Origin of the sequence: Halogeometricum sp. CBA1124 (assembly GCF_009741955.1) — an archaeon.
GTDB lineage: Archaea > Halobacteriota > Halobacteria > Halobacteriales > Haloferacaceae > Halogeometricum > Halogeometricum rufum.
In genome coordinates this window covers 1-11,112 of record NZ_WPCD01000122.1, presented here as the reverse complement: position 1 = coordinate 11,112, position 11,112 = coordinate 1, and the positions used below count along the sequence as shown (strand labels likewise).

General features: G+C 65.7%; 14 protein-coding genes, 1 tRNA gene and 3 pseudogenes. 11 read left to right on the top strand and 7 right to left on the bottom strand.

The window, feature by feature from the left end; translation table 11 throughout:
• A pseudogene (locus GJ632_RS23875) lies at positions 1-200 on the bottom strand (molybdopterin-binding protein); the annotation flags it as partial.
• A gap of 154 nt (positions 201-354) precedes the next feature.
• On the opposite strand from GJ632_RS23875, the gene GJ632_RS14090 reads away from it, so the two are divergent.
• Positions 355-573 (top strand): hypothetical protein, encoded by a 219-nt coding sequence (locus tag GJ632_RS14090; protein ID WP_191453296.1) that lies wholly within the window; start codon positions 355-357, stop codon positions 571-573.
• A 153-nt stretch (positions 574-726) separates the two neighbouring features.
• Positions 727-1,158, top strand: a complete 432-nt coding sequence (locus GJ632_RS14085) for a heme-binding protein (protein ID WP_089804217.1) — start codon at positions 727-729, stop codon at positions 1,156-1,158.
• A gap of 175 nt (positions 1,159-1,333) precedes the next feature.
• On the opposite strand, the gene GJ632_RS22195 is transcribed toward GJ632_RS14085, so the two are convergent.
• Complete coding sequence (locus GJ632_RS22195) at positions 1,334-1,492, bottom strand: hypothetical protein (RefSeq protein ID WP_177232512.1); 159 nt, start codon at positions 1,490-1,492, stop codon at positions 1,334-1,336.
• Between the two features lie 439 nt (positions 1,493-1,931).
• Between GJ632_RS22195 and GJ632_RS14080 the strand changes: the two genes are divergently transcribed.
• The 6 genes from GJ632_RS14080 to GJ632_RS14055 all read left to right on the top strand — a co-directional run bounded on the left by GJ632_RS14080 (position 1,932) and on the right by GJ632_RS14055 (position 5,798).
• Positions 1,932-2,402: a hypothetical protein gene (locus tag GJ632_RS14080; RefSeq protein WP_197428007.1), complete on the top strand. Its 471-nt coding sequence runs from the start codon at positions 1,932-1,934 to the stop codon at positions 2,400-2,402.
• Positions 2,403-2,461: 59 nt separating this feature from the next.
• On the top strand, positions 2,462-2,767 hold the full coding sequence (locus GJ632_RS14075; protein ID WP_191453294.1) for a hypothetical protein: 306 nt from the start codon (positions 2,462-2,464) through the stop codon (positions 2,765-2,767).
• 590 nt (positions 2,768-3,357) lie between these two features.
• Positions 3,358-3,981, top strand: a complete 624-nt coding sequence (locus tag GJ632_RS14070; RefSeq protein WP_191453293.1) for a hypothetical protein — start codon at positions 3,358-3,360, stop codon at positions 3,979-3,981.
• On the top strand, positions 3,981-4,895 hold the full coding sequence (locus tag GJ632_RS14065; protein ID WP_191453292.1) for a hypothetical protein: 915 nt from the start codon (positions 3,981-3,983) through the stop codon (positions 4,893-4,895). Before GJ632_RS14070 ends, GJ632_RS14065 begins: the two co-directional genes overlap by 1 nt.
• Positions 4,874-5,047 (top strand): hypothetical protein, encoded by a 174-nt coding sequence (locus GJ632_RS14060; protein ID WP_191453291.1) that lies wholly within the window; start codon positions 4,874-4,876, stop codon positions 5,045-5,047. The genes GJ632_RS14065 and GJ632_RS14060 overlap by 22 nt, the downstream gene beginning before the upstream one ends.
• Positions 5,048-5,141: 94 nt before the next feature.
• Positions 5,142-5,798 (top strand): hypothetical protein, encoded by a 657-nt coding sequence (locus tag GJ632_RS14055; RefSeq protein WP_191453290.1) that lies wholly within the window; start codon positions 5,142-5,144, stop codon positions 5,796-5,798.
• Positions 5,799-6,072: 274 nt separating this feature from the next.
• Here GJ632_RS14055 and GJ632_RS14050 read toward each other — a convergent pair.
• Positions 6,073-6,145 (bottom strand) — tRNA-His (locus tag GJ632_RS14050).
• Between the two features lie 124 nt (positions 6,146-6,269).
• Between GJ632_RS14050 and GJ632_RS14045 the strand changes: the two genes are divergently transcribed.
• A complete protein-coding gene (locus GJ632_RS14045; protein ID WP_089804225.1) occupies positions 6,270-6,725 on the top strand; it encodes a DUF5814 domain-containing protein in 456 nt (151 codons plus the stop codon).
• Positions 6,726-6,764: 39 nt separating this feature from the next.
• On the opposite strand, the gene GJ632_RS14040 is transcribed toward GJ632_RS14045, so the two are convergent.
• The 3 genes from GJ632_RS14040 to GJ632_RS14030 form a co-directional block, all read right to left on the bottom strand.
• Positions 6,765-7,172, bottom strand: coding sequence for a ribbon-helix-helix protein, CopG family (locus tag GJ632_RS14040; RefSeq protein ID WP_089804227.1), 408 nt, complete (start codon positions 7,170-7,172; stop codon positions 6,765-6,767).
• 151 nt (positions 7,173-7,323) lie between these two features.
• Positions 7,324-7,953 (bottom strand): RPA family protein, encoded by a 630-nt coding sequence (locus GJ632_RS14035; protein WP_089804229.1) that lies wholly within the window; start codon positions 7,951-7,953, stop codon positions 7,324-7,326.
• Entirely contained in the window at positions 7,954-8,883 is a 930-nt protein-coding gene (locus GJ632_RS14030; protein WP_089806961.1) for a replication factor A, read from the bottom strand.
• Positions 8,884-9,080: 197 nt separating this feature from the next.
• Between GJ632_RS14030 and GJ632_RS23870 the strand changes: the two are divergent.
• Together GJ632_RS23870 and GJ632_RS23865 are read left to right on the top strand one after the other, a co-directional pair.
• A pseudogene (locus GJ632_RS23870) lies at positions 9,081-9,367 on the top strand (hypothetical protein).
• A pseudogene (locus GJ632_RS23865) lies at positions 9,361-10,407 on the top strand (mannose-1-phosphate guanylyltransferase). The pseudogenes GJ632_RS23870 and GJ632_RS23865 overlap by 7 nt, the downstream one beginning before the upstream one ends.
• A 1-nt stretch (position 10,408) precedes the next feature.
• Here the strand turns inward: GJ632_RS23865 and GJ632_RS14015 are convergent.
• Complete coding sequence (locus GJ632_RS14015; RefSeq protein WP_089804235.1) at positions 10,409-10,915, bottom strand: Tfx family DNA-binding protein; 507 nt, start codon at positions 10,913-10,915, stop codon at positions 10,409-10,411.
• Between the last annotated feature and the right edge of the window lie 197 nt (positions 10,916-11,112).

Sequence of the window (11,112 nt, the reverse complement as noted above, 5' to 3'; positions counted from 1 at the left end):
CGGTGACGACGACGGCGTCGAACGCCTCGGCCCACCCGCCGACCGTCTCGGCGATGACCGACTCCTCGTCGGGGACGGTGACGATGCGGACTACCTCCGCCCCCCCGCCTCGTCAGTTCCCGCGCCAACCACGTCGCGTTCGTGTTCTCGATGTCGCCTGCGAGCAGTTCGTTGCCGACGGTCACGATGGCGACGTCCATGCCACCGACTACGCCGCCCGGACGGATAGCCGTACCGCGACGTCGCGACGACCGACCCACGTTGCTCGTCCGCGCGCGTTACGCCCGTCGAAAACTATCGGGAAGGTGAGGTATTCCGTTCGTAATTAAGTAACTCCATCACGATTGTTCGTACATGTCAGACGGTGCGTCCGCAACCGACGGAATCGCCGACGTCCACTACGTCGCCTGCCGCGAGTGCGGTCGGTTGGTCGAATCGGTCGAAGAGCCTCACCTGACCGGCCGCGACTGCACCGGCGCGGTGACGACGCGCGAGGAGTACCGCCAGAAGTACCCCGCAGCACCCGTCGTGACGCAGTCGGTACACCACCAACGGTCGGAGCGGACGACGTGACTCCCCGATAGTGTGAGGCGCGCGAGCGGTCGTCGGTCCGCGTACGTTCTCGTCTCTCACTCGGTCACGAATCGGACACATTCGAAGTCGTCGTGGTAGGATCACTTATCAAAACACGAACATCTAACGGGCTCCTGACGCAACCGTCAGTCGATGGTCTACGCAATCGACCTCGATACGGCGAAGGAACTCGTCGAGGCGGCCGAGCAGCGAGCGGACGAAATCGGACAGCCGATGGTCGTCACCGTCGCCAACGGCGAGGGGAACCTCGTCGCGCAACACCGAATGGACGACGCGTGGTTGGCCTCCGTCTCCATCTCGAAGAACAAAGCCTACACGTCGGCCGCACTCGACACCCCCACGCACGAACTCGCCGAGTCCTCCGAACCGGGTAACTCGCTGTACGGACTGCAGACGACGGACGAGGGCCGAATCGTCGTTTTCGGCGGCGGCTATCCCCTGACGAGAGACGGCGACGTCGTCGGCGCTATCGGCGCCTCCGGCGGTGCCGTCGAACAGGACCGAACCGTCGCCGAAGCGGGCGTCGAGAGGTGGGAGGAACTGGTCGACGCGGGCGAGGCGTAAGTTCCCCCCGTCGCCTCGGTCGCTCCCCCGCCGTCGAACGGCGGGCGAACTCCCCGCGAACGACACACTCCTTCCGACTCTGTCGCAGTTCCCGAACGATACGTCGCTATCTCCCGTTCGTGGCCCCCCGGTCGCTCATCCTCGACCGGCGGACGGCGTCTCCCCCCGGAGACCCCTACGGTTCGACCGGAACGGAGACGGTGGACTGAAGCCACGCGCTCTCGTTCTGGCAGTCCTGAATGACTGACACCGTGTCGTCGTTCGACTCGTACTCGATGTAGTGGTACTCACGGTGCTCCCCCACGTCGTCCAGCGGATGTGTCGGCATCGTCATGATCTGTCGTTCTCCCAGGCGCCTCCCCGACGCCTCTCGACGTCTTTGTCTATGGGACCCCGTGACTAACCCCTACTGCGTAGATAGATAGTGATAGGCGAGCTGACACACTATACTGCGCAACTTGGCTCGTAGAACGACAAGAGATACAGACAGTAACTAGTATTATAATGTTACGGTAATTAGCACTTTCAATCGTCACGTCGGCCGAACCGTCGGCGCACCTCTGCTACCTCGATAGTCGCGGCGAACGTATCCGATTAGAGAAATAAATATAAATATGAAAAAATCTTATGATGCAGGGTTGTCAACATTCTAGGTGCTATGTGGAATGGTAACATATAGCAGGATGGGTGTGAACGATGGTAAACGGTGAGGCGACAGGGACAGGAGAACAGACAGCAACAACAGCCGAGCGGAGTCCAGGAGCGTCGCGACGATGTGTATAATCGCCTTCTTCGGCTCGAGTTCGTCGGTCGACCCCGCGACGGAGATGAAGACGCTTCAGGTGGGAGCAGCCCGCCACCAGGCGGTCGCACGCACCTACCAGGCGGAGAGTCAGTACCAACTCGCGGCGGCCAAAGACATCGAGGGGAACACGCTCCCCCAGAGTATGGGCGACGGGAACGCGATGGAGAGCTTCGACCAGACGGTCGAGAACGCGAACCTGGCGCGGTCGAAGTGGAAGCAGGCCGAATACCGCCAGAGCGAACTCATCGCCCACTTCCGGTCCCAACCCGACGACAGCGGCATCCGGCCCGAAGTCCGGGACCAGATGGACCGGCTGGACCAGATGGATCAGGTGTTAGACCGGGCGTCCGATAGCCCCTACGGCGGGCGTCTCTGGGACATGATCGACGCCGACCCCGGCGCGGACGCGTTGAAGTCTGTGCCGACATCCTCAAGATAGACGCAAAACGCGACGTCGGAAACAGCCTCAGAGACAGAACCGGCACCTGGGACGACATCATGGCGCTGTTGGAGATGGACCATCACCAGATGGGCCGGATGAAGAATTCGGTCGACCAACTCTGCAGGAGTCTCGAAGAGCACAGAGACGAGTTCGAACGCTCGAAGAACTTCGAGTCCCGGGCGGTGAACACCTTGATAGACGGTAAGACCCACCCGGTCGAGGAGACGTTCACGCAGAACACGGACCTGATCACGCGGTACTCGGTGTTCTTCGACGTCATGGCGACCAGCATCAACAGCGCGGTGAAAGGAGCCGGGAGCGACGTTCCCGAGGACCACCTGACCGCCTACCTCGACCACTGACAGCCCGACAGTCACCAGACCAATGAACGGCGTTCCGATCGATGCGATTCCGAGCGAGGACGGGAGCGGCCGTCGCGTCCGCTGATACCCGAGAATCCGACGGCCGACCGGACGGGGCGACTCGTCTACGACGAGGGGGGAGCGCGGTCCGCCGGACCGGACGAGTGCGAGTGCGCTTCCTCGAGCACCGACCCGTCTATCGACCGGCCGTGTAGTCTGGAAGCCCTGGACGGCAGTTGGTACCTCCGGCTGTCTCCGGTCGGGGAGGCGTCGTCCGACGCGACGACGACGCACGGCGCGATGCGGGTCGAGTCTCGGACTGACGACCGCGTCCGGATTTCGGGCGACGTCTACGTCGAGGCCCCCGCGTGCGAGGACGGACGCGCCTCGAACACGCGCCCGGACGACTCGCTCACGATAGGGGACAACTGGTATCCCCAGTTCGAGAACTCGAAGTACAGCTGGTACTTTCGCAGTCTGGGCGCGTCGTACCGAGAGGGCCTCGTTCGATGCGACGTGCGACAGTACGTCTGGGACCCGGATGCGGAGGACTTCGGTGAGGAACGTAGCGACGGGAGCGTCGAGTTCGAGTGTCGGCCGAACCCGTCACGCGCTCGTGGCTGCCACAGCCCACGCTCAGGCTGACCGGAACGGCGACGGTCGGTGGGACGGAGTTCGACCTCACGGCCTACAAGACTGCGCCGTACTACAGAGGCTGTCTGCTCGAAGTGGACGTGATGGAAGAACGGGTGTGGGTCGAGTCGGCCGACCGAAACACGAGACAGCCGCTGCGCTTTCGCGACGTGTACTCCGACACCGGAATCGAGTTCGCCGTCACCGTCGACGAGACGAGCATCCCGAAGGAGCGGGACCTGACGCTGACCGAGATACGGGAACTGCTCGAGAGCCACCACAGCACGGTCCCGCCGGAGTCGAGCAAGTGGCGGCTCTGGCTGCTCGTCGGGTCCGAGATGAAACGCTACAGCACGCTCGGGATCATGTTCGACGATACGGAGCCGTACCGCGAAGGAGTGGCGCTCTTCTTCGACCCGGAACTCCCCGACGACCGACGGATACGCGAGTCGGCGCGCGGAAAGAAGCTGGGCGAAACCCCACTCGCGTTTCTCCGAACTGCCGTCCACGAGATCGGCCACGGGTTCAACCTCTACCATCCGAGGCCGACGAACACGAGGTGCCCGTCGGGAAGACGATAATGAACCAGACCAGCGACGTGATCGGTGCGGCGAGTGCCGCGAACCCCTTCCCCGACGTCGCGACGTTCGCCTTCCACGACCACAACAGGACGTCGCTGGTTCACTCGCCCGACCCGCAGGTCAAGCCGCGGTGGAAGCGATTCGGCTACGGTCACGGCGACGTCGGCTCCGGACCGGCGCCCCCGAGCGACCTGACGTACGACCGCGACGCGCCGGAGAGCGATGAGCTCGTACTCGACCTGAACCTCCCCGAGACGGTGTTTCCCGGGGAATTGGTTATCGTGGACGTCACGGTGGAAAACCCCACCGACGAGCCTCGAGACGTGACGTCGGCGCTCAACATCACCGAGGACTATCTGAGCCTCCACGTGCGGTCACCGGACGGGACACGGACCACGCCCCGGAACGTCGTTCGCTTCTGTACGGACCGGCAGACGACCCGTCTGAACCCCGGCGAGCGACTCACCGGCCGGGTACAGCTCCTGTACACGAATCAGGGATTCACCTTCGACCGGCCGGGTCCGTACACGCTGTGGGCGGAACTGGACCTCGGCGACCGGACGCTTCGAAGCCCCTCGACCGACGTTCTCACTCACTCACCGCTCTCTGAGGATAGCCTCGACCTCAGCACCCTCGGACTGAACGAGGCGTCGGCCGAAGCATCGCGGTCGGAGATCTCGGAGTGGACGCCGGCGCGGAGGACAGGCTCAGGTCGCTCGCCGAGGACTTCACTACCACCGACCTCGGCACGGCGGCGTCCGTGGTCCTCTCGAACGCCTACTCGCGGGACGTTCGAGACGTCCGACGAGGGAGGGTCCTCAGAGACTCGGACCGAGACACTGCGAGCTACTTCCTCGAACTCGCCGTGCAGGATCGCTCCGCTTTCGAGACGATGCGCGTCGCAACCGCCGTAACACCGCCCGGCGAGACGGACGCCCCCGTCCTCGACAAGTTGATCGACCGCTTCGACGCACTAGACAGGTACGACGCAGCAGAGGTCGAGGACGCACGAGACGTACTGACCGACTTCCGAACGCGCCGCGACACCGAGACAGATGACGCCTGATATCAGCGCTCGTTTGACGAACGTTCCGCAGTCGAAAGCCCGCGGCGAATTCGTCCTCCCTGCGTTACGGATCCGCAACGAGGGCTCCGAATCGGTGACGGTCAGCAATCGGCTGAACCTCGTCGAGGGCGACGTTCTGGTCGAGTGTACCGACCCGAGCGGGCAACGAAACGAGCTACGGGGTGTCATCACCGTCGACAGCCTGCCCCGGACGGTCGAGTTGTCGGCGGGACAGTTTATCGAGTCCGGTCTGTTCCTGTTCTACGCGTCCGACGGGTTCACCTTCGACACCGTCGGCTCGTACGAACTGCGGGTCGGCTATCACCCCGACACCTCCGAATCGGCCGTGTTCACCGACTCCGTCGAACTCCGAATCACCGAACCGATGGACTCGGAGACGCAGGCCTTAGCGGAGCAGACGATGGTGGACGACGTCGCCCGAGCGATAGCGCTCTGTGGGCTGGAGACGGACCCGGCGGTCGTCGCCGGCCTCTCGACGCTCGGCGAACGGTTCCCAGACCGGCCAGAGGGCGCACTCGCACGGTTCGTCCTGGCGGAACTATCCGACAGCGATGCGGTCGACCTGACCGACGTGTTCGACCGGTGGGGTCCGACCACCACGGCACGGTGGATAACCGCCCTCCTCTCGTCCGAGGGAGGCGACGAGCCGACGAAGCGGGCGTATCTCGATACCCTCGACCGGTCCGAACGAATGATCCGGGGCGAACCGGTGGACGACAGGCAGACGTAATCGACACGTCCGGAGTCTCGTACGGCCCTGTTCGGTTTCGCCGTCCGAACTCCGGTTCCGCCGCCGAACGGGCCGTCGGCACGAGCGCTCACTCGCCCCTCGACCAGTTCCGCTCCCCGACTCCAAGCGAGAACGAGACCCACTGCTCCGAGCGCGTCGCAAGACGGTCCGGGTGCGAGCATCGACCCCGGCGGGAGACTCACGCCGTTCGTCTCGCGTGGTTCAATTCTCGCAGTACGGACTTTCGCCTGCTCACGTTGTTCGCAGCAGAAAGGTCCGGGTGCGAGAATCGAACCCGCGTCTCAGCCTCCACAAGGCTGAAGGATAGTCCACTACCCTAACCCGGACACGCACCCTCAGGTAACCACGAGCCACAGAAATACGTTACGACTCTCTCCGGGCGTGTGCCCGCCTCGCACGCCGAAACCCACCGAGACGCTTTTGCCGCCGACCGGACTAGAGCAGGCAACCGTGGCCATCACGGACAAGATATACCTCAAGAACCACCGCGAAATCGTCTCGCAGTTGGACGTGAACATCCCCAAGGGCGCGTTCAAGGGCGCGACGATGGACGTGCTCTACTCCGGAGAGGGCCTCTCGAAGGTCGACTCGGCGACGCGCGACAGACTGCTCGACTTCGCGAAGGACTTCCTCGACCCGGAGAACCCCGACGACCTGTACACCGGCTACCCCGAACGGCAGTTCGTGCAGTACCTCCTCGAACTCCGGGCGCAGGGCCTCGGCCCGGAGGCCATCGTGGACGTCATGGGCGACGAGTACATGGTGTACGCCTATCCCGGCGACGTGCTCTCCTTCCTCGACGACGCGGTCCGGACGCTGGAAGCCGTCGAGACGCTCTCGGACGTGGAGGGCGACCAGGAGATGGCACAGAAGGCCCGCGAGGCACGGCAGGCGCTCACGGGGTAGCGGCGGCAGACGGGCGACGGCACGAAAGCGCGGTCGGCGTCAGCCGAGGCGGAACGACGGTTCGTCCGCGTCGGCGTCGAGGTCCTCCAGTTGGATGACCTCCTCCTCCTCGTCTTCGACCTGCTCGCGGAGGTAGTTGACGTAGCGCTTGTGTTCTTCGAGCTGTTCGCGCAGGTGGTCAGCTTCGAGTTCGAGACGCTCGTGCTCCCGGATGAAACTCTTCGGCACCTGGACTTTCGGCGGGAACGACTTCGACTCCTCCCCGTCCATCTGTTCGAGTTCGTGCTCCGGAACGACTTGGACTTGGCCGTCGTGGGCAACGAGGGTGTCCACGTAGTCCCGGAAGACGGCCGACAGCGAGATGTCCCGCTCCTCGGCTATCTCCCGGAGCGTCTCGAACGCGTCCTCGTTGACGCGGAACGAGATTGTCTTGTTCTTGTTGCCCATGAATCGTCCCAACGTTGTCTCGCCGGCCTACTTAATGCTTCGTCAGACACGGGGTGGAAAAACGGGCGTTCGGGGGACGCAGCGTCGGTCCCGGCGCCGCTGGCGGCGCAGGAACCGACGGCGCCGTTACGGAGTCGCGTCGGCGGTCCGTCTACGCGCCGGGTTCGGGCGACGCGGTGTCGGCGTCGCCGCCGAGTTCGTCGCCGTCGGACTCGTCGAGGCTCTGCAACGCGGAGACGGCGGCGCTCTTGTAGCGGTCGGTGGGCAGGTCGTACTCCTCGCGGGCCATGCGGCCGTACTCGTTGCCCTCGTCGTCGAACCGCTCGATGCGTTCGAGCGTGCGTTCGGCCGTCTCGACGACCCAGCGGTCACGCGTCGCGGCGTCCACGACGTTGATGGACTCCGGCCGGACGGAGACGTTCACGTTGCCGTCGTCCGTCTCGTACGTCCGTGGCTTGCCGACGACGGCGACGTACGCGGGCGCTTCGAGGTCGCGGAGCGTGCTCGCGGCCTCGGGCTGGTACTGCCCGGCGTAGACGAAGAACGTGCCCGTCGGGTCCACGATGCGGCCCCGCCAGTACTCGTTGTCTTCGCCCACGTCCTCCTTCTCGGTGAGGGTGCCGACGAGGAAGATGCGGTTGGCCTTCTCTCCCGTCGGGAGCAGGAGGTACACCGGCGCGCGTTCGTCGTCGGACTCCTTGAACGTGTAACTCGCGTCGTTGAACTCTTCGGCGAACACTCGCCGGGCGACCTCTCGGGTGGGGACTTCGTTGGAACTCATTTAGATCGACCTCGCTTTGATGAGGACTGCTTCGGCGTCGGCCGGTTCGGTCAGTCGTTCGGTGTCGTCGGCGAGGACGTACCGACCCAGTTCGGGGCCGGAGACGCGGTAGTACGCGCCGACGAGGTCCGTGCGCATCTCGTCGACGACGACGGTGGTGTCGAGTGCGTCCATCGCCATCTCCTGAGCTTCCTCCAGCGAGATGCCGGTGAGTTCCTCGGTCATCTCGCGGCCGAAGATGACCTCGTGGACCTCGTCGCCGTCGTCGAGGACGCCCTTGATGCGCAGGTCGAACTCGCCCTCGACGTTGCCGTGTTCGTTACAGCGGCCGTTCTGGAGGACGCGCGTACAGCCCTCCTCGGGACAGCGCTTGATGAGGCCGCTCCCGGACTGGATGTCCACGAGTGCGCCCTCGACGGTGGTCGCGTCGTCGCCCACCTCGATGTCCTCGTCGAGTTGTTCGATGCTGGTCGTCCGGTTGAGTTTGACGGAGAAGTTGCCCTGGTACTCGTCGGTGACGACGTTCCCGAGGCGGTAGACCGCCCCCTCCTCCAACTCCGGCAGATCGGAGGTGGTGAAGGAGACGAACTTCATCCGCCCGGACTCGTCGCCGAGGAGCCCCACCTGCGAGATGGACTCGCTTCGGGGTTCCCACAGTTCGACGACTTTCGCGGTGACGTCGACCCACTGTTCGTCCTGGTCGATGTCCGCGAGGTGGACCTCGTCGTTCCCGCCGCGACCCAGTTCGTCGCGTTCGAGGCCCGCCTCGTCGAGGTAGCTGTTGACGACGGAGCGACGCGCCTCGTCGACGGGTACCCGGTACTCGTCGACGAGGTTCTGCAGTCGCTCCTCGACGTCGTCGGCGTCGACCTCCAGATGGTCTGAAAACTGCTCGGCAATCTCCTCTGCGTGGGTTCGCAGGTCTGACATGGTTTCACTCGCCTCCACCTTGGTTTCCATTGGGAGGCATACGCCGGTTGGCTCGCGATGGTTAATAAGGTTACGTGCGCTCTGAAACTGAAATCGCGCGCCTGTGGGCTCCAAACCCGCGGATTCGGCACCCTCCAGCCCCCCGTTTTCGGCCACCAACGGACCTATAGCCTCGGCGTTCCCACGGCCGAGTAGCGATGGACGACCGTCTCGAACGATTCGTACGGGAGCAGTTCCGCGCCGCCGGGCGGCAGTACGCCCGCGCGAAACGGGCGTACGACGACGGCAGAGGCGACGGGGACGCGGCCGACGCCGCCCTCCCGCGCGACGAGGAGGGCCGCGTCCGCCTCGTCTGCCGTCGGCACGCCGAACGACGCGCCGTCGCCGTCGCGCCGACGGCCGTCCCGCGTGCTTCGAGACCGGTCACCCCGACTGCGAGGGCTGTGCCGAGGACGTGCGAAGCGGGGTCGTCGAGACGTGGTAGTCGGAGAGACGGACCGGCCCGTCGTCGCACTCGTCCTCGCGGGCGGCACCGGGTCCCGACTGTACCCCGCCAGTCGCTCGGACCGCCCCAAGCAGTTCCTCTCGCTCCTCGGCGACGGACTCCCTCCTCGCTCGAACGGTCGACCGCGCCCGCGACGTGGCCGACGAGGTGTTCGTCTCCACCCGTCCGGCGTTCGCCGCGGACGTGCCCGACCACGCGCCCGACGCGAGGTGGTGGTCGAACCCGCCGCGAAGGACACCGGTCCCGCACTCGTCTACGCCACGCACCGCATCCGCGACGCCGTCGGCGACTGTGTCGTCGTCGTCCTGCCCAGCGACCACCGCGTCGGCGGCGCGTTCGCCGACGTGATGCGCCGCGGCGCCCGCGTCGCGGCCGAGACGGACGCACTCGTCACGTTCGGCGTCGAACCCACCCGCCCGGACACGGGCTACGGCTACATCGAACCCGGCGCGTCGCGCGGCGACTACGCGCCCGTCGCGGCGTTCCACGAGAAACCCGACGCCGAGACGGCCCGGGCGTACGTCGACGCCGGCCACTACTGGAACGCGGGCATCTTCGCGTGGACGCCCGACGCCCTCCTCGCGGCGGCCCGCGACTCGCCGCTCTCGGACCTCGTCGCCGACCTCGCGGCTGGCGTCGACCCCGAACGCGCGTTCGAGGGCGTTCCGGCGGTGAGCGTCGACTACGGCGTGATGGAGCGAACGGCCAACGCCGTCGTCGTCCCGGCGTCGTTCGAGTGGGACGACCTCGGGTCGTGGGACGCGTTCGACCGGGTGCGAGACGGCGACGGCGGCGGCGAGAGCGCTGACGACGGCAACGTCTCGGTCGGCGACGTGACCGTCCGGACGCTGGACGCCGCCGACAACGTCGTCGCCGGCGACGACGTCCACGTCTCGCTGGTCGGCGTCTCGGACCTCGCCGTCGTCTCGTGGGACGACCGGGTGCTGGTCGTCCCGAAGGACCGCGCGCAGGACGTGCGAACGCTCGTCGACGAGTTGAAGCGCCGCGGCGAGTTCTAGGTCACTCTTCGGTCGACTGTCGGACCCGCACGTCGCCGCTACTGGTGACGCCGACGAGGAGCGACTCGCTGATTTCGCGGCCGTGGACGGCGTCCCCCGCGTCGTCGGCGACTATCTTCATCAGGTCCGGCGCGGTGTAGTTCACCTTCACCCCCGCCTCGTCGCAGGCGTCGTAGACCCGTTTCGGCACCTCGTACAGGTCCGTCCCCGCTTCGACGGCCACCTGAACGGGCGCGGTCAACGCCTCCGCGAACGCGATGGTCTCGCGCGCCTTCTCGACGTTCCGGCGCGCGCTCGACTCCACGCTGGAGACGTTCGCGCGCGACGTGCCGAGGAGGTCCGCGATGGTCGACTGCCGAACGCCGCGTTCGCGGAGGGCCAGCACCTCGGCCTGTCGGCGGGTCAGGACGCTGTCTTCGGGGTCGAACCCGGTCTCTGCGAGGATGTTCGCGGCGTCAACGTCGCCGCCGTCGCCTCGCACGTCCCGGCCGCTGTCCGCGTCGTGCATGACCGAGCGTACGCCTGCCGGTCGCAAAAAACTGTATCGTCGCGCTGGCGTCGAAATCGAGAGTCGAAGGATGTGACTGTCCGTCGCGCGGCGCGGCGAGGTATCGCCGTCTAGCTGCCCCAGAAGTTGTCTCGACTTCCGAGTGCAGTCGGGCGTTTGGGCCCGCTACTGTCGTCGCCGTCGTCGCCGCTCTCCTC

Coding starts and splice junctions, on each gene's coding strand:
- GJ632_RS14015 (WP_089804235.1), bottom strand. CDS start 10,915: ATGCACGACGCGGACAGCGGCCGGGACGTGCGAGGCGACGGCGGCGAC.
- GJ632_RS14040 (WP_089804227.1), bottom strand. CDS start 7,172: ATGGGCAACAAGAACAAGACAATCTCGTTCCGCGTCAACGAGGACGCG.
- GJ632_RS14030 (WP_089806961.1), bottom strand. CDS start 8,883: ATGTCAGACCTGCGAACCCACGCAGAGGAGATTGCCGAGCAGTTTTCA.
- GJ632_RS14035 (WP_089804229.1), bottom strand. CDS start 7,953: ATGAGTTCCAACGAAGTCCCCACCCGAGAGGTCGCCCGGCGAGTGTTC.
- GJ632_RS14090 (WP_191453296.1), top strand. CDS start 355: ATGTCAGACGGTGCGTCCGCAACCGACGGAATCGCCGACGTCCACTAC.
- GJ632_RS14065 (WP_191453292.1), top strand. CDS start 3,981: ATGAACCAGACCAGCGACGTGATCGGTGCGGCGAGTGCCGCGAACCCC.
- GJ632_RS14060 (WP_191453291.1), top strand. CDS start 4,874: ATGCGCGTCGCAACCGCCGTAACACCGCCCGGCGAGACGGACGCCCCC.
- GJ632_RS14085 (WP_089804217.1), top strand. CDS start 727: ATGGTCTACGCAATCGACCTCGATACGGCGAAGGAACTCGTCGAGGCG.
- GJ632_RS22195 (WP_177232512.1), bottom strand. CDS start 1,492: ATGACGATGCCGACACATCCGCTGGACGACGTGGGGGAGCACCGTGAG.
- GJ632_RS14075 (WP_191453294.1), top strand. CDS start 2,462: ATGGCGCTGTTGGAGATGGACCATCACCAGATGGGCCGGATGAAGAAT.
- GJ632_RS14080 (WP_197428007.1), top strand. CDS start 1,932: ATGTGTATAATCGCCTTCTTCGGCTCGAGTTCGTCGGTCGACCCCGCG.